Raw genomic sequence first — 23,150 nt, forward strand, 5'->3', positions numbered from 1 at the left:
GCAAATCATTGTATTCATGGAGTATTTTATCATGTCGACGATCAAGACCGAGCGCCGGAAGATGGAGAAGAGCCGCGCCCACTTCCAGGAAGCGCTCAAGCACATGCCGCTCGGCGTCAGCTCCAACTTCCGTTACTGGGGCGACGACAACACCATCTTTGTGAAAAACGGCAAGGGTGCCCGCCTCTGGGACATCGATGGCAACGAGTACATCGATTACCGCCTCGGCTATGGCCCGGCGATTCTCGGCCATTGCAACGACACCGTCGATGCCGCCGCGCGCGCGGCGCAATCGATCGGCACGGTCTATGCGCTGGGCACCGAGAAGGAAGTAGCCGTGGCCAAGCTGATCAAGGAAATGATGCCCGCCGCCGAGCTGGTGCGTTTCTCCAATTCCGGCACCGAAGCCGTGATGGCGGCCTTGCGCCTCGCCCGCGGCTATACCGGCAAGGACAATTACGTCACCTTCGAAGGCTCCTATCACGGCCTGTTCGACGCCAGCATGTGGACGGCCGATCCCGAGGACATGAAGGACCAGACCAAGCAGCCCAAGGTCATTCCCTATGGCGAGGGCATCCCCCAGCTCGTCCGCCAGCTCTTCTGGCAGGTCCCCTATAACGACGCGCAGCGCCTCGAAGAGGTACTGAAGAAGAATCATGACACCATCGCCGCCGTGCTGATCGAACCGATCCTCGGCAATTGCTGCGGCATTCCCTCGAAGCCGGAATTCATCAAGGCCGTGCGCGAGCTCTGCACGAAATATGGCGTGCTGATGATCGTCGACGAGGTGAAGACCGGCTTCCGTGTCGCCAAGGGCGGCGCGCAGCAGCTTTACGGCATCGAGGCCGACATCTTCACCGTGGCGAAGGCGATGGCCAACGGCTATCCGATCTCGGCCATCGGCGGCAAGGAAGAGATCCTCCGCAAATATGGCAAGGGCGTTGCGCATGGCGGCACCTATACCGCCCAGGCGATGAGCCTCGCCGCCGCCGAGGCGACGCTGACCATTCTCAAGGATACCGATGCCCTGGCGAACATCGCCAGCTATGGCCAGGCGATGCAGGACGGCATGCACAAGGTGCTGGTGAAGCGCGGCATCCCGCACAGCTTCACCGGCCATCAATCGATGTCGGGCCTGTTCTTCAGCGCCGAGGCGCCGACCACCTACCGCAACTGGAAGCTCAGCGACTACACCTTCTACGACACGATGGCTGGCTACCTCATCGACATGGGCATCATGTGCGAGCCGGACAGCCGCGAACCCTGGTTCATCTCCTCGGCCCACGACAAGGCCTGCCTCGACGAGACGCTTCAGAAGTTCGAGGAGGCGGTCGATCTCACCCTCGACGAGCTCGCCAAGGGCCGCGAAACCGAAAACAAGCTGATGCCCGGCATCAGCGGCTAATACATCTACTTTCCGCGCTGACCGACGGCGCCGCGCCCCACCGGGTGCGGCGCCGTTTTCTTTTGCGCCTTGCAAAGCGCCGCGCGTCTCAGCAGGATCGCGCCATGGACGATTCCGGCGCCGGCACTTCCCTCGACGATCTCCCGCTCTGGCTGGCGCGGGCCAGCCTCGATGGATCTCCGGTCGATGCGATTATGGCCGGCTTCATGGAACGCCTGAACGCACTGGGCTTCGGCGTCGGGCGCGCCTATCTGGGGGTCCGCCTCCTCAATCCGCTGATCCGCGCCGAAGGATACATTTATGAACGGCAGGCGGGCGCGGTGATTCATGAGCGCTATGAGCATGCGTCGATGCCGCCGGGTTATCAGCGCTCGCCGATCCATCATATGCTGACCGCGGGGATCGACCAGCTCTATCGCCCCCTGCAAGGGCCGGAAGCACAGCTCGATTTCGATATCCTCAAGGACTTCGCGGCGCGCGGCTATTCCGCCTGGGCCGCCTATCTCATCCCCTTCACGCTCCTCCCGACGGCAATGCCCGACGAACCTCTTGGCTTCATCGTGACCCTCTGCTGCGATCTGCCGGAAGGATGGTCGCAGCAGCATCAGGTGGCGTTCGAGCGGCTATTGCCGCATCTCTCGGCCGCCATCCAAGGCCGCGTCTTTGCGACCCTCGCCCAGGATCTGCTCGCGACCTATCTCGGGCAGGACGCCGCCTTGCGCGTTCTCCAGGGCACTACCACGCGCGGCGATATGCGCAGCCTCCGCGCGGCGATCCTCTATGCCGACCTTCGCGGCTTCACACAGCGCGGGGAAACGCTCGACCCCGCCGCTCTCCTCACCTCACTCGACCGCCACCTTGAACTTGTCGTGACCCCGATCGAAACCAACGGCGGCCAGGTGCTGAAATTCATGGGCGATGGCCTGCTTGCCGTATTTCCGACCAATCCCGCCACCGATGCCGAGGCCGCCCGTGCCGCCTATCAGGCCGCCATCGAAGCACTCCGCAGCAATGCGGCGCTCGCAATCGAGCATCCGCATGCGATGCCGGTCGACATCGCGCTCCATATCGGCGACGTGCTCTACGGCAATGTCGGCGGCACCTCGCGGCTCGATTTCACCGTGATCGGCCCGGCAGTCAATGCGGGCGCGCGCATGGTGCAAAAGGGCAAGGAATTGGGCGTCCCGCTCGTGATGTCGCAGGAAATGACGCGCCACCTCGACGGTGTCGGGCCGCGGTCCCTGGGCTCCCATGCCTTGCGCGGCCTGACGGGCGCGCGGGAACTCTTCACGTCGCCTTGACAGGCGCCTCCGGCGGCGGCGCGATTTCCGCCAGATGCTTGGGTGCCACGATATGCATCGTGCGCTGGGGATAGGGTATCTCGATCCCGGCCGCATCAAAGGCATCCTTCAGGCGCCAGTTGAAACTCCGCCCCACATCCCACTGCCGGATCGGCTTGGTCTTGATGCGTGCCTTGATGACCACGGCGGAATCGGCGAACCGGTCCAGCCCCAGGATTTCGATCGGCTCCAGAATATCGCGGGCGAATTTCGGGTCCTTACGCATCTCGGCTGCGACCCCTTGCACCACGTCGATTACCTGCTGGATGTCCTGATTGTAGGCAATGTTGATCTCGAACACGGCGTAGGAGAAATCCCGCGTCATGTTCATGACCTTGGTAATCGCACTGAACGGCACCGTATGCACCGTCCCTGCCTGATCGCGCAGGCGCACGGTACGGATGGTCATGCTTTCCACCACGCCGCTATTACCATCAAGATCGACCACGTCGCCGACCGCGATCGTATCCTCAATGAGGATGAAGATGCCGGTGATGATGTCCTTGACCAGGGTCTGGGCGCCGAAACCGACAGCAAGGCCGACCACACCGGCGGCGGCCAATAGCGGCCCGATCTGGATTCCCATCTCGCCAAGTACAAGGAGCGTGATGATGGTACCCAGCGCCACGCGCACCACGTTGCGCAGCAGCGGCAACAAGGTCCGGGCGCGCGAGCGGCGCGAAAGATCGGAATAATCCGCGCTGCGCTTCTGCAGATGGCTTTCGACGGCGATGCTGAAAAGTTCGGAAAGCACGATGCCGCCGATGATAAGCAGCAGAATCGTCACTAGGCCCCCGGCGAGACGCTGCCCCACCGGCGATACCAGCCAGGCCACGAAATCGACACCCCAGATCTGCAGAATGAGGATGCCCGCGAACACGGTCAGGATGGCCAGGATGGCGCGGCGGAAGATATCGATATAGAGCTGAAAGCGCCGCCACGGCCCGGTGCTCCACCAGGTCTGCTTTCCCTCTTCCGCCAGATGGCGCTTGAACGCGCGGCGGATGAGGCGCGTCAGCGAGCGCAGGAACACCGTCACCAGGATGGTGAGGATCGCACCCCGCAGGCAGAACAGCAGCACCTCGACTGGGGCCACCATCCACAGCATGTAGAACCCGAGCACGGCCAGGGTGGCAAAGCTCGCCCAGTTGCGGCGCAAGGAATTCTCGGCCTTGGCAATCGACCGGGTGGCGATGGCCGCCGCGGCATTGTCGGCGCCGGCCGCCATGGCGTCGATTTCCTGCGCTTCCTGTACCTGCTCGTGCAAAGCCAGGATGCGGCGCAGGCGATAGACCGTATAGAGCGCGATGGCCACCGTGACGAAGCCGACGATATGGACCAGCAGGCGGATGAGCGCCGCGTCGACGCCCATGGCACCGGCAAGTTCGATCATCATCACGCCATAGCTCAGCGTGATGGCAAGATGCAGGATCGAGGCGCGCAGGAACGAAGTCGCCTCGTCGGTGAACCAATCCGGCATGATGCGTCCGCGCGCCACGGCGAAATCGAGGCTGCCCACCGCCATGATCAGCAGCACCGCGGTTTGCGCGTTGATAAGCGCCATGGCGACCAAGCTCGGCGTCGGTTTGAGATCGAGGGCGATCACCAGCACATATCCGGCAAGGCCGAACAAGGCCGCCGGCAACAGTTTCAGCACCACGCCGAGAGCGTTGCGCCAGACCAGCCGTGTGACGGTCCGGGCATGTCCCAGCAGACGCTGGGTTGGGCGACGCAGCAGGAAATGCGTGATGCCGCCCACAAGGCTGGCGCCGGCCAGAATGGCCAGCAATTCCCAGGACAGCGACGCCCAGAAGGCACGGAATTTCCGGCTGTTGACGGTGTAGTCCAACTGACCGATTTCGTCCTTGAGACCGCCCAGCCATTGCCAGGATTCTTCGAGATTGTCGCGGATCTCGCTGACCATCTCCTCCAGCGTGACCAATGCCCCGGAGCCTTCCGGTGCCGCGCCGGCATCCGTCGCTTCGTTGGCCGCCTCATCTTTCCCCGTCAGCGAGGAAAGGGCATTCGCGATCGTGTGGTCGACCGCTTCCAAGCCGTTTGCCGGTTGAGCGGCCTCTTTCGGAGCCTGCCCTTGCGCCTGGCGCAATATTTCGAGTTGGCGCAGCAATTCCTCGCGCCGTTGCGGATCCTTCAGCGTCTCGATCAACTTATCGGTTTCAGCCGATGTCGGGGCGTCTTGCGCCTGCGCAATCTGTGCCCAGGCACAGGCGGCAAAAAGAAACACGAGAAAACCGACAATCGGCGCATGACGCAGCATCAGCGAGAAATCTCCAGTAATCGGACGGGCAACCGTCGGAGGGATAACCTTTGCCACAGGCCACCGGAACCCGCAGCATCGGAATCGGCGGCCAGGGCGCTGGGCAAGGGCGACCATACCCAATCCCCCGGTCAAAAGTCGATTTTCGACATGTCGCGCTTGGGGTGACTTTTCCGTGCCCTTTCTGGGCGTCATTTATCCGTCAGGGCGTTCGCGCGATTCCGGCCCGAGACGTGGCTGCACGCCATGGCCAGCTAAAAACCTATTCATTCTAGGGCATTACGTCCTTGCCTAAACAAGGAAAGGTTAGCTCAGGTCCCCGGCGCGTCTTTCTCGGGCACAGCCGCCGCGAAATCGGAAAGGTCTTCGGCGTCCTCATCCTTCCGGCGCAGATGGGCCAGCTCGCGGCGCTGCAGGTGATAGGACAAGACCGTGCGGATGAAATCCGTACATTTGATGACCGCATCCTTGGCCTTGAATTTCTTGGGATAGAGCAAGGCCTGCAGCCAGAATCCGTCGATCATGGCTGAAAGCGCGCTCGCCACATTCCGCGCCGCCCAGTCGGGATGGGCGTGGAAATCCAGCAGATGGCCGATCTGGATCTCCAATTGCTGGACATAGCGCCGCTCGACCGCCGTTGCCGCATCGCGGAACTTGTCGCGGAGCGCCGGATCCGACCAGAAGGCGAACCAGACCGGCAGCCGGTCGTTATTGAAAACCTCGCGATCGAAATATGTCGCGATCATCGTTTGCAACAGCGGCCAGGGGGCCTGGTCCGAGGCGCTGGCCCGCTCCTCCCAGACCTGCTGGTACTCGTCGGCCAGATGCTTGAAGACCGCTTCGAACAGCTTGTCCTTGGTTTCGAAATGGAAATTCATCAAGCCGACCGAGACGCCCGCCTCCTTGGCGACCCGGCTCACCGTCGTGCCGTGATAGCCATACTGAGCGATGACGGCGATCGTCGCCTCGATCAATTCCTTGCGGCGGTTGCTGCGGATGGGGGCGTTCTTGGCCATGATTGTCGACGTTCAGCTCGTCAAACAATCTCCTTCTTCCTGGGCGGATCGAAGAACATGCGGTTTCGGGCCCAGCATTTCACCATGCTGCGCTCGATCTTCTTTTCCTTCGGGTACCAGATTTCGATCCACATTTCGGTGCCGGGCTTGGCATAGGCCGCCGGCAACTGGGCGAAAGCGAGGTTCTTCTTCAGGAGCGGTGACCACATGGCTGAGGTCGTGAGCCCCAATTCCTTGGTGCCCTTCTGGTCGGCATAGAGAAAGGCGCCGGGCGCCGGCTTGCGACCCTCGATCTCGACGCCCGAGAGGATGTAACGCGAACTCCCCTCCGCCTTCTCCTTCTGCAAGGCACGCTTGCCGACGAAATAGGCATCCTTCTTCAGCGCCACGGCCCAGCCGATCCCGGCTTCAAAAGGCGAGACTCGCTGGGTCGGCCGGATGGCATGATGCGCGCCGATATAATCGACATCGACCAGGATGAAACCGGCCTCGATCCGCGTCATCTCCAGCGCGTGACTGCCCATGGGCGCGATCTTGAAGGGATCCCCGATGCGGAACAGGCTTTCCCACAGCCACAAGGCATCCTGCGGCTTCACCCAGATTTCGTAACCGAGATCGCCGGTAAAGCCGGCACGGTCGATGCGCAGCCATTTGCCGTCGATATTCGTTTCCAGGATGCCGAAATGTGGCAGCTTGCCGATTCCCGCCACGCCGAGCTCTTCCAGGATGCGCCGGGAGGTCGGACCTTGCAGCGACAGACCGGCAAGCTGATCCGAAATCTCCTCGATCTCGACCGAAAAGCCGTAGGCGGATTCGTTCAGCCAATGCAGTTGGTGAAGTGCGGCATTCAGCAGGAACTCGTTCTCGCCCAGGCGGAAGAGCGTCCCCTCCTCGATCATGCGGCCATCGTCATCGCACCAGGCGGTATAGGCGGCATTCATCGGCTTGATCTTGGTGAGGTCGCGCGTCACCAGATAATTGGCGAACTTGGCTGCATCCTTGCCCTTGATCGCATATTTGATGAGGGGCGAGATATCGTAGACCGTGGCCCCGTTGCGTACCGCGAAATATTCCGACTGCACGGAATCATAGAAGGCCGGCGAATAATAACCCTGCCAGCGGATCCAGCCTGCCCCATGCATCAGGGCCTGCATCGGCTCATGGAAGGGAGTCTTCTTCAGAAAAGGCTTCAGGTGCTGAACATGGGTCATCAGGCAGCCCCCCGCTTGTCGTTCTGTCGAAGGTCTTTCAGGATTTCGCGCGCGGCATTGGCACCGGCGGCGCCAGAGACATTGCCGCCCGGATGCGCCCCCGCCCCGCACAGCCAGAGGCCGGGCAATGGCATCTTGTATTGCTGGAACGAGGCTGCCGGCCGCAGGAAGAAGACCTGATCCAAAGTCACTTCGCCCTGATGCCATTGACCGCCGGAAAGGTTGAACCGACTTTCGAGGTCATGGGGCGTCAGCACTTCCGAGGCATTCACAAGATTGCCGGTGCCGGGCGCCATCAGCTCCAGCACCTCCAGCGTCCGTTCCAGAACCTGGGCACGCGCCTGGTCGGGCGTGGTCTCGCGCAGTTTGTAGGGCGCATATTGACAGAGGATCGAGGCCACATGCTTGCCCGCGGGCGCCAGGCTTGGATCGGTCAAGGTCGGGATCACGATTTCCAGCGCCGGATGATCCGAAACGCGGCCATATTTCGCACAATCGAAGGCGCGCTCGACGTAATTGGTCGACGGCGCAACCACCATGCGGCCCTGCGCCTGCGCAAAGACGCCCGGCAGGGCATCCAGCGCCAGATGGACCTTGGCGACGCAACCATTCATGCGGAGATGCCGCATGCGCCGCAGGAATTCGGTATCGAGATTGCCGGGCTGCACCATCTTCAGCAGTGTGCGCTGCGGATCGGCGCTGGAGGCCACGATCGGCGCGCGAATCTCCTCGCCATTGGCCAGCACCACACCGACCGCCACTTCCTTCTCGATCAGGATATGATCGACCGGCGCCTCCGTGCGGATGACGACACCCTTGCCCAGCGCCACCTTCACGAGAGCGTCGATGATCCCGCCCATGCCGCCCTGCGGCAGATAGAGCCCACCCAATCCGTGCTTGCCGAGCGAGGCGAGCCGGTAGAGCAGATTGAAGACCGTATTGGGCGACCGTGGCCCCAGATAGACGCCCAGCGTCGCTTCGAAACCGAGCAGGCCTTTCAGCGTATCGTTTTCGAAGAAGTCGTTGGCAAGATCGGCCACGTTGATGGTCAAGATGCGGGAGAGCTCCAGCATGTCCTTCTTGCCCATCATGCGCAATTGTACCGCGAACATGCCCAGCGCCAGCTTGGTCTGGAAGTCGTTGGCCGAGGGCGACGGGCTGGGCGGTGTTTTCATCAGGAACGTGCCGAGCGCCCCCGAAATACGCATCAGCCGCTCCATACGCGGATGCCATGCCAGCGCATCGTTGGGCGAAAAGCGCGCGATCGAATCGTGGGTCGCCAGCGCATCGTCGGTGATGTCGATGCGGGCACCGCCCGGCAGCAAGGCCGAGGTGCCGATCTTGTGCGCGCGCGGCTTGAGACCGTGGGATTCCAGATCGAGATCGGCGATCACCTTGGGATGCAGGGCGTGGAGGATATGCGCGACGGTGGAGACGCGATAGCCGGGTGCGAATTCCCGCGTCTGCGCGGCGCCGCCGGGCCGGTCGCCCGCCTCCAGCACCAGCACCTTCTGCCCCGCTTTGGCCAGATAGCTCGCCGTCACCAGGCCGTTATGGCCGGCGCCGATGACGATCGCGTCGTAACCTTGATGATGGGTTGCCATCACACCACCCCATGCTTGAAGTCTTTGAGCATCTCGCGTGCCGCATTGGCCCCGGGTGCCCCCATGACGCCGCCGCCGGGATGTGTGCCGGAACCGCACATATAGAAGCCGTCGAACGGTCCGCGATATTGGCCGAGGCCCGGGAATGGCCGGTTGAACAGCATTTGATCCAGCGTCAATTCACCCTGGAAGATGTTGCCTTCGGTGAGGCCCACCTCGTTCTCGATGTCCCAGGGCGTGCGCGTCTGACAATGCAGGATCAGGTTCTTGAAGCCCGGCGCGTTCATCTCGATCGTGTCCAGCACGTCCTTCTCAAAGGCCGCCTTCATCTCCGGCGTCCATTGCTGCTCGCCCAGCTTGTAGGGAACGTATTGCACGAAGACCGACATGAAATGCTTGCCGGGCGGTGACATGGTCGGATCCACCGTGGTCGGGATGACGATGTCGAGGAAAGGCCGCTTCGACCAGGAGCCGTATTTGTAATCGTCGAAAGCGCGTTCGATATAATCGAAATCGCCGCCGATATCGATGGTACCCCAGGCCGATTCCTTGGGCAGCCCCGCGAATTGCGGCAGACCGTCGAGCGCGATGTTGAGCTTGCCGGACGAACCGCGGATCTTAAAATTCTTGGCGTAGGTGTGAATGTCCGGATCGATCGCATCGAGATCCGACTTGTCGATGAGCTTCAGATAGGTCCGCTTCGGATCGGCATTGCTGACCACCGTGCGGGCATAGATTTCCTCGCCGTTCTTCAAGACGACGCCGACGCATTTCCCGTCGCGGACGATGACCTTGTCGACTTCCGCATTGGTGCGGATCTCGACGCCGGCCTCGGTCGCCGCCGAGGCGATCGCTTTCGAGACCGAACCCATGCCGCCCCGCGCGAAGCCCCAGGCGCCGATCTGACCGTCGACCTCGCCCATATAATGATGCAGCAGCACATAGGCCGTGCCCGGCGAATAGGGACCAAGCGCCGTGCCGATGATCGACGAAGCGGCCGCGAAACCCTTCCAGCGCGGCGTCTCGAAATATTCATCGAGGAAATCACCGATCGACATGGTCCAGAAGCGGATGATCTCATACATCTGCTTCTCGCCCATGCGGCCGAATTCGGAGGCGATCTTGAGCAGGCCCTCAAGGTCCGTGCGCTTGCCCCAGGGATTGATCTTGTTCTGGGCAAAGGGATTGAGCTGGGTGGGATCGGGTGGTGTCACCATCAGCAGCGGCTTGATGAAGCGGCATTGCCGGCTGATCTCGGCCGCGTAATGGTCATAGGCCTCGGCATCCTTGATCGAATGCTTGCGCAAGGATTCGCGAGTCCGGTCGTGATCCGAATAGGTGACGATCCCCTCGCCTTCCGGATTGGGGGAGGAATTGATCTCGTAAGGGATCACCTGCAACCCATGGCGCGGCAGGTCCAGAAAGCGGATGATCTCGGGCCGCAACAGCGAGCAGACATAGGAGCAGGTCGAATAGGTGAAGCCGGGGAAGATCTCCTCCGACATCGCCGCCCCACCCACCTTGTGGTAGCGCTCGAGGACCAGGACCTTGAGCTTGTTCTTGCCATTGGGGTCGCCCCCCTTGGCCAGATAGGCGGCGGTCGTCAGACCGTTATGGCCGCCACCGATGACGATGGCGTCGTATCTGCTGCCCATGATCCGGAACCCCCGTGAAATTGAATAAGCGTTCAAATTTTGAATGATCATTCAGCTTCAAGTCAAGCCTGTATCACCCTGCCATTGACGATTGCCGGGCACCCCATTACCAAAGGGACGGGGATGCAAAAAATCCAGGAAAAGCAATGCCACGCTCGCTCCTCTTCGCCGCACCGATCCTGACCGCCCTCGTTCTGGGCGCGCCGGCCATTGCGCAAAACAAGAATCCGACCCAACCGCCCCCACCCGCGGTACCGGTCGGTGAAGTCGGCAGTGCGCCGCTGGAAGCGCAGATTCCGGCCACGCTGGAGGGCACCGGCCAGGCGATCGACGGCGACGAGATCGCCATCGGCGACGTGATTTTCCAGTTGGATGGCATCGCCGCACCGTTGATGACCGTGCCGATGGGACCGGAAGCGCGGGTGGCACTTCAGGCACTGATCGACGGACAGCGCCTGACCTGCGCCGTGCTCGATCGCGGTGAGGACCGGCAGCATCTATCCGGCGTCTGCAAGGTTGGCGAGGACGACGTCGCGGAAGCGATGCTGGCCGGGGGCATGGTCGCGGTCTATCGCCAGTCGATTTCCCAGAATGCCGAAACGCGCGAACGTTCCGCGCGCTATGACGCCGCCGAGACGGAGGCGCGCGAGCGCCGGCTCGGCATCTGGGCAAAGCCCGCCCAGGCCGAAGAAATCACCGTGGCGCCGGCGCCGGTGGTGGAACCCGGCATCGACCGCGATCTGGTGCGCAACTGGCTCTCACTCCTGCCGCTCATCCTGGTGGTGATTATCGGCGGCCTCATCGCCCTGTTGCGCGCGAACGGCAAGCGGCGCGCGCGTGAACAGCGCCAGCAAGGTGAAGTGCAGGCACTCATCGCCCTTTTCCTGGGCGAAGTGCTGGCGATCCGCGCCGCGACCGAAACGGCGCATGCGGCCACGGCCAGCATCATCCAGGATCTGCCGATCCCCACCGCGCAGCTCGCCAATATGGCCCTCCCGGAAGCGACGATCTTCGCCGCCAATGCCGGACGCCTCAAGGACCTGCCGCGCGAAATCTCGGTCGATCTGGTGCAGTTCTATGCGCGCTATCAGGTGGTGCGCCAGATCATGAAACAGGCCGGGGCGCTGCGCTGCGAGCAATTGCGGGCGGCCTTTGCCGACCTCATCGCCAGCGCCGAAGAACCGATGGCGCGCGCGGAAAAAGTGCTGCGCTAGACGCCCTCACCCGTGCTGCGGATAGCGCCGCTCCAGATACCGGGCGAGTGCGGTGAGCAGGACCAGGATCGCCATGTATTCGAGGGTGAGGAAGGTATAGATCTCCATCGGATGCAGGATCTGCGTCTGCAGCAGCGTCGCGCGTCGCGTCACCTCCATGACGCCGATCACACCGGCCAGGGATGAATCCTTCACGATCGAGATGAACTGGCTGGTCATCGGCGGCAGCATGCGCCGGGTCGCCTGGGGCAGGATGATGCGGCGCATGACCAAAGGCCGCGACATGCCGAAAGCGAGGCCGGCATCCACCTGCGGCTTGCCCACGCTTTCAATCCCAGCGCGGAAGATCTCGACCAGAAAGGCGCCGGCGTTCAATGACAGACCGATGATCGCCGCCGTAAACGGCTCCATCCGCCGCAGCGCATCAAAACCGGGCAGGTCCGAAATGGAATCCGGCAATTCGTTGATGGCGATCGGCAGAGCGTAATAGATCCACAGCAGCAGCACGAAGAGTGGCACCATGCGAAAGGTCTCGACATAGAGCCAGACCGCGCGCCGCAGGGCGCGGAAACCGCTGCGCGCCAGCATCGCGCCGACCAGGCCGATCAACGAGCCGATGACGATCGCATAGACCGAGAGCAACAAGGTGTATTGGAGGCCGAGGACCAGCGACCAGAAATTCTTGTCCCCGGCCGGCGTCCCGGGCAGCAGCGGCGCCCAATCGCCGCAACCGGCGAGCGGCAGACAGAGAACCGGGACAAAGAAAAGCCTCCCGCCACGCGGCGGGAGGCTACGATCAGAAACCGACATCAACTGCCGGCGATCCACTTCGCAAAGAGCGTGTCGAAATAGCCCGTCTGCTGCTTCATCTCCACCCAGGTATTCAGCCAGTTGAGCCAGGTCGGATCGTCGCGCACGGTCATCATCGAATTGGGCTGGCCTTCGATGACATGGTCGGGATCGACCGCGACGATCTTGTCGGCATATTGACCGAGCACTTTCTTGATGAAGACCGTATCGGTGATCGCCGCATCGACCTTGCCGGCGAGCAATTCCTGATAATCGAGTGCCGGCGCCACGATGGTCACGATTTCTGCCTTGGTGAAGACCTTCCTGGCAGAGCCTTCCGCCGAGGTGCCGCTCATCACGGCGATGCGGATGCCTTCTTTATCGAGATCGCGCCAGGCCGCGTATTTGCCGCCATCCTCGCTGCGCACGATCGGCAGCAAGGGTGAATCGAGATAAGGAATCGAGAAGCCGACGGTCTTCATGCGATCCAGAGTCAAGGTGATACCGGACGCAGCCAGATCGTACTTCCCGGCCTGGATACCGGCCGAGAGCGTGTCCCAGGTCGTCGGCACGAATTCCAGCGTGACGCCGAGATCGGCGGCAAGCTGAGTCACGACATCGATCTCGTAGCCACTATAGGTATTGGTCGACTGGTCGAGCTCCGAAAAGGGCGGATAATCCCCCGTCGTGCCCACGCGCAAGGTGCCACGCGCCAGAATTTCATCCAGCAGCGATTTGCTGTCCTGGGCCTGACCGGCCAGCGGCATAGCCACCGCCATGGCAAAAGCCAACGTAGCACCCAGTATCGCTTTGATCGTTCTCGACATTTTCCCCTCGCCCATTTTCCGCCGGATCCCGCCCGGTTGAGGCATGGATAGCGCGCGGCCCAGAGGGCCACAAGGGGCAGATGCGCTGCCAGCGCGCGGATCCCCAAGGCGCAGACGCCAATTTTTCTCGGATCGTCAGGTATTTGACGAAAAATTAAGCCTTTCGCCGCTAGCCTGGATTATCTTGTTAGTTGCTTCGTAGCGCGATCTATTCGCTCAAGTCCTAGGATTTTTCATTATGCTAGCGAGCCAGGGCCAGCATCGCCTGCGTGAGGAGCGCGACCGTTTTGTCGGCTTTGCCTTCGCGCATGCCGATATCCTCATGGAACTGGATGGCGATGGACGCATCCGCTGGGCTGATGGCGCCTTGCGCTCCATGCTGGGCCTGGATGCGGACAGCCTGATCGGCCAGCCTGTCGCCCGTATCGTCGCCCCCGGCGACGTCATGCTGATGAAATCCGCTCTGCATCAATTAGGCCCGGGCCAGCGCCGACGCGACATGCCGATCGTCCTGCAGAACGATCAGGGCATATCCATCGCGACGCAGATTTCGATCAACCGGTCTGTTCTTCAGGAAGTGCAGGTCTATTTCCTGTCGATAACAATCGGCCCCGACATCGGCGCGCGGAAGACCGGTACATCCGCCCCCGACCGGGTCACCGGCCTGGTCGAAGCCGCGCAATTCACCCACAGCGCCACCGAGGCGGTTCGGACTGCCCGCGCCGCCGGCAAATCGGCCTGCCTGACGCTGCTGGAAATCTGCGAGAGCGCCGAGCTTGACCGTCTGTTGGGAAGCGAACGCGCCGAATCCCTGCTGTCGGAAATCGGCGCCCAGTTAAAGCTTCATGCCATGGATTACAATTCAGCCACCCATATCGCGGATGGCAAATTCGGCGTGGCGCATTTCGGCGAAGAGAACTCGGCCTCGATCGTTGCCGCGATCGCCGAGGTCGGGCGCCATTACGATCTCGACGCCGAGGCGCTCAATCTGAGCGACCGCACGATCGTGTTGCACGACCCCGCTCTGGCAGATGACGACGTCGAAAGCATCCTCGCCTATGTGGTCGGCCGCTTCAGCAGCGACGGTACCGCGAGCCTTACTCAAGGCATGTCGGCCAATGAATACCTGCGCAAGATGACGGCGGAAACCCTGAGCCGGGTCGTTTCGATGCGCGACCTCATTCATACGCACAAGATCGCCCTGCATTTCCAGCCGATCGTGCATCTTGCCGACCGGAGCGTGCATCATCACGAAGTCCTGCTGCGCTTCCCCGATGGCCGCTCGCCTTTCGAGGACGTCAAGTTTGCGGAAGAAATCAACATCATCCACGAACTCGATCTGGCCGTGACCCAGGGTGCTGTCCGACAAATCTCGGACAGCGCCGGCAAGGCAGGAACGCTGCAACTCGCCGTCAATATGTCGGCCAGATCCCTGCTCAACGACACGTTTCTCACCATGTTCGAGCAGCTCGCACAGCGCATGGGGCCGCGCCGGTCGCAATTGATCATCGAGATCACGGAATCGGCCAAGCTTGACGACCTAGCCAAGGCAGCGCGCGCCGTCGACCGGCTGCGCAGCGGCGGCCATTCCGTCTGTCTCGACGATTTCGGCGCGGGTGCCTCGTCCCTGCCCTATTTGCAGCAATTGATGGTCGATTTCGTCAAGATCGACGGCGTCTATATCCGCAGCATCACCGAATCCTTGCGCGAACGCGCGATCGTCCAGGGCGTGCTCACCACCTGCCGTTGCCTCGGCATCAAGACAGTGGCCGAGATGGTCGAAAAGGAAGACCAGCACAAATGCCTGGCCGAGCTCGGTGTCGATCTGGGCCAGGGCTGGCTCTATGGCCGGCCGGTGAGCGAGATCAAGCCCGCGCGACCGCAAGTGAATGCAAAGGCACGGCGCCGCAGCGGTACACAGGACCAATGGTCCTAAACTCGCGCCCTGGAAACGCTGGCGCCTCCAGGAGGGCGTCTACTTTGCTTAGATCCACGAATGTATCGGCGGTTGAATTCCATTCAGGTAATATCGACCGATCGCGTGAAATTTCCAGCGAACCGGGTCATGCAGCGTATGTGTCCGCGCGTCACGCCACAGGCGATCCAGATTGAGTTTGTCGAGCGTTGAGCGCGTTCCAACGAGTTCGAACAGCTTGTTCGATGCAAGCAGGGCAAGCTCCGTCGACAGAACCTTTGCCTCCGCAATCGCGATTTTGGCCAGGCCTATTGTCTGTTCATTGGCATTGGCAATCGTGGCATCGAGTTGCCGGCCGCTGCGTTCGAGCATCAGTTCGGCAGCGTGGTACCGGATTTTCAGGTCCCCGATCGCCGCGATGGTGTATGGGTCGTCCGTTGCGCGGTCTTGCCCGCTATCGATCCAGGGACGAGCATAGGTGTTGAGCAACTCGATTGTGGTATCGATAGCGTGCTTGGCAATACCCAGATCAATCGCTGCATGGATGATCTGACTCTGCGGACCGACGGCGCTTGGATGTTCGTAGACAATGTGGGCAGGCAATACCCGAGACGCGGCAACGCGCACGTTTTCAAGCAGCACCGTGCCGCTTGCGGTCGTGCGCTGGCCAAAGCTTGACCAGTCGTCGATAACTGTCAATCCGCTCGCCGCTCTATCAGCTACGGCAACAAAGACGTGACCACTTTCATCCAGTGCCACGATCGGCACAAGGTGGGCGAACAGAGCGCCAGTTGAGTAGAACTTCTCCCCCGAGACAAGGTAATCATCCCCGTCACGCACCAGTCGGGTCTTCATGTCTTCGACATTCTTGCCTTTGAATTCCGAAAAGGCATTGCCAAGTCTGTTGCCCGCGAGCACCTTACCGAAGAGCTCTCTCTTCTGCTCTTCGCTGCTAGTGAGTCGAATGACGTCGATGATTTCGAAGTTACTCTGCGGCATCTGCGCCAGCGAGGCATCCGCTGAAGCCAAGAGCATGAAAATCTTCGCGAGGGTGGTCTGCGAGACGCCAGCGCCACCGTATGCTTTGGGTATCGTAATACCCCAAAGGCCGCTTTGCGAAAAAACGTCGATCTCGTCGAACGGTAGCCGTCTGTGCTTGTCTCTTGAGCCTGCATCGGCAAGAAAGCGGACGCGTAAATCTTCGGCAATCGCGATCGCTTCCTCGTCGCTGCTGATGACATGCGCATGTTCCGCTGGGGGAGAGGGTGACCAATCGGAAGTTGGCACGCGCTCTGAAACCTCAACAGCCTTCGACGTCATATCGATCATGTCACTATCTCGCTAATTGCATTCGATGATTGCTAACTTCAGAACGGTGCTTGGACCAGAATTTGGCAGAGCGCCGTGTAGACGTGATCGTGAACGACCCGCATTACATTCCGGCGACACAGCGCGCCATCAGCGTTGCGATTGAAACAATGGCCGCTCCACGAGCTCGGCTAAAGCAAGTAGCGCCCGTCATCGGTACTGCGGGCAAATCCGCTCCGAGAATTTCTTTGGTGACGGGTGCCCGTCGTCAGAATATTTGAGACACGAGAGGCCGTGATTTAACGGAGGATCTGGTTCATCTGGTTGTTGAGTTTAAGCGCGGCGCAGCGTCACGACGGACCAGTGGTCGTAAACCGCACGCGCGAAAGCCTCGCCCTCATTCCTCGCCCTGCGCCGCTTTGATGAGGTTGTTGCGCAGCGTCACCACCGCCTTCTGCATCTTGGGGAATTCTTCCGCCGTCAGGCCGGAAGCCTTCACCAGATTCATATTGAGCCCCTTCTCCCTGAGGCGCCGCCCAGCATCGGTCAGGCTGACCCGGACCTGGCGTTCATCGGCGGGATCCCGCTGGCGGCGGAGATAACCCATTCCCTCGAGCTTTTTCAGGATCGGGGTAAGCGTGTTGGATTCCAGAAACAGCTTCTCCCCCAGGCTGCTGACGGTCTGGTTGTCCTCCTCCCACAAGGCGACGATCGCGATGTATTGGGTGTAGGTAAGACCGAGTTCCTCAAGGATCGGCTTGTAGGCCTTGCCATAGGCCAGATTGGCCGAATAGATGGCAAAACATAAAAAGTCGGCCAGTTTCGGGCCTTTACCTTCTTTCGTGCCGCCGGGTTTCATGTTCATCCTCTCGCTGGTCACAGCCAATTCCCTTATTTATATATATCGCATCCGATTTAATCGGAAGGGCTTGACGGCGGATTTTTCACCCCTATATACATCGCGTCCGATTTAATCGGATTAGATATTAAATACCTTCAGCAAGGAACCCCTTCATGACCCAGATCGAGAAAGTGCTCTATACCGGCAAGACCCATACGACCGGCGGCCGAGACGGCGCATCCCGCAGCAATGATGGCCGCCTGGACGTCAAATTATCCTCCCCCGGCTCGGCCGGCACCGGCACCAATCCGGAGCAGCTATTCGCCGCGGGCTGGTCGGCCTGCTTCATCGGCGCGATCGGTTTGGCGGCCGGCAAGGCGAAGGTCGCCCTTCCGCCCGATCTCGCCGTGGACGCCGAAGTCGACCTGGTCAATGCGAGCGGTGCCTATTTCCTGCAGGCGCGCCTCAATGTGAGCCTCCCCGGCTTGGCACGGGATGTAGCGCAGGGATTGGTCGATACCGCGCACCAGACCTGCCCCTATTCCAAGCTCACGCGCGGCAACATCAAGGTCGAGATCAATTTGGTGTAACTGAATTGCCGGCGTCAGTCGGCCAGCCATATTTCGTGAAGCACAATCGATGACCCTATACGTCCTCGCCTATCTGGCTGGCCTGCTGACCATTGCCACGCCGTGCATCTTGCCGGTCCTGCCTTTCGTCCTGGCACGTGCCGACAGGCCCTTTCAACAAGGCGGCTTGCCGATGCTGCTGGGCCTGGCTTTTGGTTTTGCCGTCGTGGCGAGCCTGGCGGCCTTTGCCGGTAACTGGGCCGTGACGGCAAACCAGAGCGGCAGGTTCATTGCCTTGACGCTGATGACCCTGTTCGGCTTGACGATGCTGTTCCCCACCTTGGCAACACGGCTGACGGCACCGATCGTCGTTGCCGGGTCCCGACTGATGGATTGGACCGGACGTCGTGTTGCCGAAAGGGGTGCTACGCCTGCCAGTTCCCTGTTGCTCGGTATCGCCACCGGACTGGTCTGGGCACCTTGCGCCGGTCCGGTCCTGGGATTGGCGCTGACCGGCGCGGCCCTCAACGGTCCCGGCATCGAGACATCGCTACTGCTGCTGACCTATGGTTTGGGCGCAGCAACGTCGCTGGGCGCGGGGCTGTTCTTCGGCGGGCGCCTGCTCGCGATCTTCAAACTTTCGGTTCGCGGGAGCGATGGCCTAAAACGCGTTCTCGGCGTCGCGGTGGTGGCAGGCGCGGCGCTCATTTGGACTGGAATCGATACCGGTCTGCTGACGCGCTGGTCTGCCGCGCGCACAAATGCGATCGAGCAAGGTCTCATGACGGCTTTACATACAGAGGACGCATTGAACATGAGCGCGGCCATGGCCGCCGATCCTGCGCCGGTCCTCTCCAATTCGCTGGCATCGCTGCTGGACGCGCAGCAATGGCTGAACACGCCGCCGCTGCATGCCGGGGATCTGCGCGGCAAGGTCGTGTTGGTGAACTTCTGGACCTATTCCTGCATCAATTGCCTGCGGGCCTTGCCATATGTCCGTGCCTGGGCCGAAGCCTATAAGGATCGCGGGCTGGTGGTGATCGGCGTGCATACCCCGGAATTCGCCTTTGAAAAGGACGCCGCCAATGTGGCCAAAGCGGCGACGGCACTCGGCGTCACCTATCCCGTCGCGATCGACAATGATTTCGGGATCTGGCGCGCTTTCGGCAACCGAGCCTGGCCTGCGCTCTATTTCATCGGCGCCGATGGAGAGATCCGAGATTACGCTCTGGGCGAAGGTAATTATGACGAGTCTGAGCGGCTGATCCGGCGCTTGCTAAGCGAAGCCAATGGTACCCCCGTTGCCGGCGAGATCGCCGCGATCGACGGCAAGGGTCCGCAGGCCGCCGCGGATGAAAGAAACCTGGGATCGGGCGAAACCTATATCGGTTATGCCAACGCCAGCAATTTCATTTCTCCTAGCGGTGTTCGGCATGACGTGCCCGGTCTCTATCAGTTTGCGCCGGAACTGCCGCTCAATTACTGGGACCTGGCTGGAACCTGGATTGTGGGAAGCGAGTTCGCCACGCTCAGCGCGGCGGGTGGCGGCATCCGACACCGTTTCCACGCCCGTGACCTTCACCTCGTGATGGGTCCTGCCGCGCAAGACCGCCCCATCCGCTTTCGCGTCACGATAGATGGCGCAGCACCCGGCGCCGATCATGGCGCCGACATCGATGCTGATGGCTGGGGTTCCGTCAGGGAGGATCGCCTGTATCAGCTCGTCCGGCAAACCGGATCCGTGACAGACCGGACCTTCGAGATCCAGTTCTACGACAAGGGCGTCCGCGCCTATGCGTTCACGTTTGGATAGAGAGAGGGGGAGCGCCGCCCGAACGAGCCAGTCAATCGTGCACGATGACGTTCAGCAGCGAGGTATGAACTTTCAGGCCGCCGTCATATTCAATGAATCCGAGCTTCTTGAACTTGTTCATGAAGAAATTAATGCGCGATCGTGTGGTGCCGACCTTCGCAGCCAGGATATCCTGGTTGATCCGGGGAATGATGGTCTCCATTTTCCCCTCCTTGCCGAAATTGGCCAGCAGGAGGAGCAGGCGTGCGAGGCGGCGTTCGCTTGAATTGAAGAGCTGGTCGACGAGGTCCGCCTCGATCTGAATATTCCGAGACAGCAGGAAGGCCATGAACATCTCGGACATCGCGGGATGCTGATGCAATGCGGCGATCATCGCTTTCTTCTCGATGCGGCTGATCGTGGAGCGTGCCATCGCCGAGGCCGACGCCATGTTGAGCGGCTGGCCGGCGAGGCAACCTTCGCCGAAAAAGTCGCCAGCCGACAGCATGGCAATGACGCCTTCCTTGCCGTGCTGGGAAACGACGGTCAACTGAACTTTGCCCGTTTCAATATAATAAACAGCATCCGCCGGATCGCCCTGGCGATAAATGACCGCCTTCGGGCGATAGGAGGCGTTTGAACGGCCGGCGCCCAAGGTGCCGAGGAAATTGCGGACATCAAAATGTATGGCCGGAATCAATCCGACAGTCTTGCGCGTTTGTGGGCGTTTAGCCTTGACGGTCTTGGCGACCTTCTTCACGGCCGACGCGCGTGCAATAGGCTTGGCTTGTGCCCTTGCCGTTTTCAGTTTTGGCTTGTCGCGAATGCGGGATCTCCTCGCGCCGAACGCAGGGTCACTTTCACCGCGTCCTTGCTGAATGATCGAGTTGCATGAGTGAGCGTGAACGAGCCGCCCGATCGGCGGATAATCGACGCCAATCGGGCATTCACGCAATCTACGCCTGGATCCACGTCAAATCACGCCATACTTGCGGCAGGGCAGAGATATTAACTGCCGGCCGCCTTCGAAAGTGCCTCGGCGCAAGCCATGGCCAAATCCCGGTTCGGGGCATCGGTTGCCGGCATGGTCGCCCAGCCGGCTTTCATGATGTAATCGCGTTGTTCGTAGGTGGTCTTCATCGTCCCGAGCTTCGCGAGCATGCCGGTTGCTTCTGGGTCTACCTGCTGTTTGCTGATACAGACGGGAACCAGGGCGTCGATCACCGCGACCTCGGAACGGGTCGCGGCCATGGTCTCGGCGGTGCTGCCCAGATACCAGCCGCCGGCGCTGAAGCCGATGACCATCGTCGCAATGCCGCCGATGATCGCGCCGGTGATTCCCGGCTGCAGCCATGTTGGTGCATTCATTTCATATTCTCCATGAAGATTCAGGCGATGCCCTTGGCACCGCGATCTTCCATCTTAAATCTGCGCTGACATTGGCGCGCCACCTGGTTGATGAGCGCGCGGCCTGCGATCGTCCGCCGGCAAAGAGTTGTTTGCGAACGTGCTCTGATCCTAGGCTCTTTTAAATCCCGTGCTGTTCAAAAGAGGACATTTCCGGAAGGATCATTGGTCTATGATTTCTACGTGAACGCGGATGGAGGACTAGCGCAATAGTCTCACCGGCAATTGGTACAGCCAATCTTATGCCGGGCGGCGCTAGCCCACAGCAGCACCTCAACCTGCAATGCCGTGATCGTCCCATTTCCAGGCTTGGACAAAGCCGCGTCAATGCATTCAAAGCCAGGGCCGCGCCAATGTCACGCGCGCGCCCTGACAGGAGAGGTCATAACATCATGTCAAGTTTTCAGAACATCCAGCCCAGCCGAGCAAAGACAAGCAATATCGGATCGCAAGATCAGTCCGCGCCCCTTTCGAAAGAACAGCGTGAAATGGACGTGCGAGAACTCGTTCTCCTGCACCAGGCGGGCTTGCGCAGTTTCGCGCGCTATCTGACCGGCAACCGAGATCAGGCCGAGGACCTGGTCCAGGACGCCATCATCCGCGCGCTCACCAGCGCGGACAAATTTGCCTCGGGGACCAATTTCCGGGCATGGATTTTCACCATCGCGCGCAATCTCTTCTATACCGAGCGGCGCAAATCGTGGAACAAGCACACACCGCTGCATGAAATGCTGCATGAACCCGCCATCAAGCCGACGCAGGAACAGGCGCTCGAGTTCTGCGATTTCCGGCGCGCCTTCTGGGAACTGCGCGGCGAGCAGCGCCAGGCCTTGATTCATGTGGGCGTCGACGGCCTCAGCTATCAGGCGGCGGCACAGGCAGCCGATTGCGCGGTGGGAACGGTCAAGAGCCGCGTCTCCCGCGCCCGGCAGGATCTGAGGTCGCTGCTCTCCGAGCGACCGCTCGCCGTCATCCGGCCTGCCATTCGCCCGATCGGGGACAGCCATCTCATCGATGCCCTGCAACGAGCACCTGCTTTCTCCAAACCGAAGCGGACACCTTTGCGGCCGATGATGTCAGTATTGCCCGCAGCGGGCGTCCCGCACCCGTCGGTATTTGCGGCGTGATCGCATCGGCGCCGCGGCTTGTTCGGATCGTGCGAGCCAGCAGAGCATGAATCAGAAAAGCCCCGCGCGTAGCTGCGTGGGGCTTTTTGGGAGGTTTGGTTGCGGGAGCAGGATTTACCGGCTTCGCCGTTGACGCTCGATCCGCTTTGCGTCTCTCGGTCCGAACCTGGCAGGTTCATTCACCGACCCCACCTACCAGTAAATTAAAGGCCGCCGACCCAATGGATCGGCGGCCTTTAATTTACTGGTTGCGGGAGCAGGATTTGAACCTGCGACCTTCAGGTTATGAGCCTGACGAGCTACCGGGCTGCTCCATCCCGCGATGAAGACTTGAAGCAGGAAAGGCGCGCTGTTTGATGGCGCGCCTTTGTTGCTTGTGTCGTTGTATTTCTGATGCGTTGGATCCGGACTTAGAAGACCTGGCGGCGACCTACTCTCCCGCGTCTTGAGACGAAGTACCATTGGCGCTGAGGGTTTTCACGGCCGAGTTCGGGATGGGATCGGGTGCAGGCCCCTCGCCATGACCACCAGGTCATCGAAGGCCGGATGCAAGATTACCAAAATGTATGAACTGCTGAATGTGCCGAGGCATTTGTCTCTTCATGAGTATGAAGGCAAAGGATCAAGCCAGTGGAGCGATTAGTACCGGTTAGCTCCGTGCATTACTGCACGTCCACACCCGGCCTATCAACGTGATGGTCTCTCACGGCTCTCATAGGGAGTACTAGTTTTGAGGTGGGTTTCCCGCTTAGATGCTTTCAGCGGTTATCCCGACCGTACATAGCTACCCGGCGATGCCGTTGGCACGACAACCGGTACACCAGAGGTACGTTCACCCCGGTCCTCTCGTAC

18 protein-coding genes, 1 tRNA gene and 2 rRNA genes are annotated in these 23,150 nt (G+C 60.9%); 7 read left to right on the plus strand and 14 right to left on the minus strand.

The genetic code is table 11. The features are described from left to right. Window positions 1-31: 31 nt before the first annotated feature. Both ACE3PR_RS20645 and ACE3PR_RS20650 read left to right on the plus strand, forming a co-directional pair. A complete protein-coding gene (locus ACE3PR_RS20645; protein WP_374376043.1) occupies window positions 32-1,405 on the plus strand; it encodes an aspartate aminotransferase family protein in 1,374 nt (457 codons plus the stop codon). A gap of 104 nt (window positions 1,406-1,509) precedes the next feature. Next, window positions 1,510-2,706, plus strand: coding sequence for an adenylate/guanylate cyclase domain-containing protein (locus tag ACE3PR_RS20650; RefSeq protein WP_374376046.1), 1,197 nt, complete (start codon window positions 1,510-1,512; stop codon window positions 2,704-2,706). Here ACE3PR_RS20650 and ACE3PR_RS20655 read toward each other — a convergent pair. The 5 genes from ACE3PR_RS20655 to ACE3PR_RS20675 form a co-directional block, all read right to left on the minus strand. Next, a complete protein-coding gene (locus ACE3PR_RS20655) occupies window positions 2,693-5,023 on the minus strand; it encodes a mechanosensitive ion channel family protein (protein WP_374376048.1) in 2,331 nt (776 codons plus the stop codon). The two genes, ACE3PR_RS20650 and ACE3PR_RS20655, sit on opposite strands and share 14 nt — an antisense overlap. A gap of 311 nt (window positions 5,024-5,334) precedes the next feature. Continuing rightward, window positions 5,335-6,039, minus strand: a complete 705-nt coding sequence (gene betI / locus ACE3PR_RS20660; protein WP_374376050.1) for a transcriptional regulator BetI — start codon at window positions 6,037-6,039, stop codon at window positions 5,335-5,337. A 20-nt stretch (window positions 6,040-6,059) separates the two neighbouring features. Further along, complete coding sequence (locus ACE3PR_RS20665) at window positions 6,060-7,250, minus strand: aminomethyltransferase family protein (protein ID WP_374376053.1); 1,191 nt, start codon at window positions 7,248-7,250, stop codon at window positions 6,060-6,062. Beyond that, window positions 7,250-8,854, minus strand: a complete 1,605-nt coding sequence (locus ACE3PR_RS20670) for a phytoene desaturase family protein (RefSeq protein WP_374376055.1) — start codon at window positions 8,852-8,854, stop codon at window positions 7,250-7,252. Before ACE3PR_RS20670 ends, ACE3PR_RS20665 begins: the two co-directional genes overlap by 1 nt. Then, the gene (locus ACE3PR_RS20675; RefSeq protein ID WP_374376057.1) at window positions 8,854-10,509 is read right to left on the minus strand and encodes a phytoene desaturase family protein; all 1,656 of its coding nucleotides are present in this window, start codon (window positions 10,507-10,509) and stop codon (window positions 8,854-8,856) included. The genes ACE3PR_RS20670 and ACE3PR_RS20675 overlap by 1 nt, the downstream gene beginning before the upstream one ends. A 146-nt stretch (window positions 10,510-10,655) precedes the next feature. On the opposite strand from ACE3PR_RS20675, the gene ACE3PR_RS20680 reads away from it, so the two are divergent. After that, complete coding sequence (locus ACE3PR_RS20680; RefSeq protein ID WP_374376059.1) at window positions 10,656-11,723, plus strand: thermonuclease family protein; 1,068 nt, start codon at window positions 10,656-10,658, stop codon at window positions 11,721-11,723. Between the two features lie 6 nt (window positions 11,724-11,729). On the opposite strand, the gene ACE3PR_RS20685 is transcribed toward ACE3PR_RS20680, so the two are convergent. Together ACE3PR_RS20685 and ACE3PR_RS20690 are read right to left on the minus strand one after the other, a co-directional pair. Next, on the minus strand, window positions 11,730-12,533 hold the full coding sequence (locus tag ACE3PR_RS20685; RefSeq protein ID WP_374376062.1) for an amino acid ABC transporter permease: 804 nt from the start codon (window positions 12,531-12,533) through the stop codon (window positions 11,730-11,732). Further along, window positions 12,533-13,339, minus strand: coding sequence for a transporter substrate-binding domain-containing protein (locus tag ACE3PR_RS20690; RefSeq protein WP_374376064.1), 807 nt, complete (start codon window positions 13,337-13,339; stop codon window positions 12,533-12,535). The genes ACE3PR_RS20685 and ACE3PR_RS20690 overlap by 1 nt, the downstream gene beginning before the upstream one ends. A 238-nt stretch (window positions 13,340-13,577) precedes the next feature. Here ACE3PR_RS20690 and ACE3PR_RS20695 point away from each other — a divergent pair, with 238 nt between their 5' ends. After that, window positions 13,578-15,275: an EAL domain-containing protein gene (locus ACE3PR_RS20695; protein WP_374376066.1), complete on the plus strand. Its 1,698-nt coding sequence runs from the start codon at window positions 13,578-13,580 to the stop codon at window positions 15,273-15,275. A 48-nt stretch (window positions 15,276-15,323) separates the two neighbouring features. On the opposite strand, the gene ACE3PR_RS20700 is transcribed toward ACE3PR_RS20695, so the two are convergent. Both ACE3PR_RS20700 and ACE3PR_RS20705 read right to left on the minus strand, forming a co-directional pair. Beyond that, entirely contained in the window at window positions 15,324-16,583 is a 1,260-nt protein-coding gene (locus tag ACE3PR_RS20700; protein ID WP_374376068.1) for an SfnB family sulfur acquisition oxidoreductase, read from the minus strand. A gap of 376 nt (window positions 16,584-16,959) precedes the next feature. Continuing rightward, window positions 16,960-17,442, minus strand: a complete 483-nt coding sequence (locus tag ACE3PR_RS20705) for a MarR family winged helix-turn-helix transcriptional regulator (protein WP_374376070.1) — start codon at window positions 17,440-17,442, stop codon at window positions 16,960-16,962. A gap of 134 nt (window positions 17,443-17,576) precedes the next feature. Here ACE3PR_RS20705 and ACE3PR_RS20710 point away from each other — a divergent pair, with 134 nt between their 5' ends. Then, window positions 17,577-17,993 (plus strand): organic hydroperoxide resistance protein, encoded by a 417-nt coding sequence (locus tag ACE3PR_RS20710; protein ID WP_374376072.1) that lies wholly within the window; start codon window positions 17,577-17,579, stop codon window positions 17,991-17,993. A 49-nt stretch (window positions 17,994-18,042) separates the two neighbouring features. Next, window positions 18,043-19,785, plus strand: a complete 1,743-nt coding sequence (locus ACE3PR_RS20715; protein ID WP_374376075.1) for a redoxin family protein — start codon at window positions 18,043-18,045, stop codon at window positions 19,783-19,785. A gap of 31 nt (window positions 19,786-19,816) precedes the next feature. On the opposite strand, the gene ACE3PR_RS20720 is transcribed toward ACE3PR_RS20715, so the two are convergent. Both ACE3PR_RS20720 and ACE3PR_RS20725 read right to left on the minus strand, forming a co-directional pair. Next, window positions 19,817-20,719, minus strand: a complete 903-nt coding sequence (locus tag ACE3PR_RS20720; RefSeq protein ID WP_374376078.1) for a Crp/Fnr family transcriptional regulator — start codon at window positions 20,717-20,719, stop codon at window positions 19,817-19,819. A 53-nt stretch (window positions 20,720-20,772) separates the two neighbouring features. After that, window positions 20,773-21,132: a hypothetical protein gene (locus ACE3PR_RS20725; RefSeq protein WP_374376081.1), complete on the minus strand. Its 360-nt coding sequence runs from the start codon at window positions 21,130-21,132 to the stop codon at window positions 20,773-20,775. A gap of 392 nt (window positions 21,133-21,524) precedes the next feature. Between ACE3PR_RS20725 and ACE3PR_RS20730 the strand changes: the two genes are divergently transcribed. Beyond that, window positions 21,525-22,298, plus strand: coding sequence for a sigma-70 family RNA polymerase sigma factor (locus tag ACE3PR_RS20730; protein ID WP_374376083.1), 774 nt, complete (start codon window positions 21,525-21,527; stop codon window positions 22,296-22,298). 245 nt (window positions 22,299-22,543) lie between these two features. On the opposite strand, the gene ACE3PR_RS20735 is transcribed toward ACE3PR_RS20730, so the two are convergent. From ACE3PR_RS20735 to ACE3PR_RS20745, 3 genes are all read right to left on the minus strand, one after another. After that, a tRNA-Met gene (locus ACE3PR_RS20735) sits at window positions 22,544-22,620 on the minus strand. 95 nt (window positions 22,621-22,715) lie between these two features. Beyond that, a 5S ribosomal RNA gene (gene rrf / locus ACE3PR_RS20740) occupies window positions 22,716-22,830 on the minus strand. Window positions 22,831-22,916: 86 nt separating this feature from the next. After that, window positions 22,917-23,150: ribosomal RNA gene (locus ACE3PR_RS20745) — 23S ribosomal RNA — on the minus strand; the annotation flags it as partial.

This window comes from Dongia sp. (genome assembly GCF_041909655.1).
Classification (GTDB): Bacteria; Pseudomonadota; Alphaproteobacteria; order Dongiales; family Dongiaceae; genus Dongia.

Bases quoted from the DNA above. Each gene is read 5' to 3' on its own strand.
- ACE3PR_RS20645 (WP_374376043.1), top strand. From the start codon at position 32: ATGTCGACGATCAAGACCGAGCGCCGGAAGATGGAGAAGAGCCGCGCC.
- ACE3PR_RS20650 (WP_374376046.1), top strand. From the start codon at position 1,510: ATGGACGATTCCGGCGCCGGCACTTCCCTCGACGATCTCCCGCTCTGG.
- ACE3PR_RS20655 (WP_374376048.1), bottom strand. From the start codon at position 5,023: ATGCTGCGTCATGCGCCGATTGTCGGTTTTCTCGTGTTTCTTTTTGCC.
- betI (WP_374376050.1), bottom strand. From the start codon at position 6,039: ATGGCCAAGAACGCCCCCATCCGCAGCAACCGCCGCAAGGAATTGATC.
- ACE3PR_RS20665 (WP_374376053.1), bottom strand. From the start codon at position 7,250: ATGACCCATGTTCAGCACCTGAAGCCTTTTCTGAAGAAGACTCCCTTC.
- ACE3PR_RS20670 (WP_374376055.1), bottom strand. From the start codon at position 8,854: ATGGCAACCCATCATCAAGGTTACGACGCGATCGTCATCGGCGCCGGC.
- ACE3PR_RS20675 (WP_374376057.1), bottom strand. From the start codon at position 10,509: ATGGGCAGCAGATACGACGCCATCGTCATCGGTGGCGGCCATAACGGT.
- ACE3PR_RS20680 (WP_374376059.1), top strand. From the start codon at position 10,656: ATGCCACGCTCGCTCCTCTTCGCCGCACCGATCCTGACCGCCCTCGTT.
- ACE3PR_RS20685 (WP_374376062.1), bottom strand. From the start codon at position 12,533: ATGTCGGTTTCTGATCGTAGCCTCCCGCCGCGTGGCGGGAGGCTTTTC.
- ACE3PR_RS20690 (WP_374376064.1), bottom strand. From the start codon at position 13,339: ATGTCGAGAACGATCAAAGCGATACTGGGTGCTACGTTGGCTTTTGCC.
- ACE3PR_RS20695 (WP_374376066.1), top strand. From the start codon at position 13,578: ATGCTAGCGAGCCAGGGCCAGCATCGCCTGCGTGAGGAGCGCGACCGT.
- ACE3PR_RS20700 (WP_374376068.1), bottom strand. From the start codon at position 16,583: ATGATCGATATGACGTCGAAGGCTGTTGAGGTTTCAGAGCGCGTGCCA.
- ACE3PR_RS20710 (WP_374376072.1), top strand. From the start codon at position 17,577: ATGACCCAGATCGAGAAAGTGCTCTATACCGGCAAGACCCATACGACC.
- ACE3PR_RS20715 (WP_374376075.1), top strand. From the start codon at position 18,043: ATGACCCTATACGTCCTCGCCTATCTGGCTGGCCTGCTGACCATTGCC.
- ACE3PR_RS20725 (WP_374376081.1), bottom strand. From the start codon at position 21,132: ATGAATGCACCAACATGGCTGCAGCCGGGAATCACCGGCGCGATCATC.
- ACE3PR_RS20730 (WP_374376083.1), top strand. From the start codon at position 21,525: ATGTCACGCGCGCGCCCTGACAGGAGAGGTCATAACATCATGTCAAGT.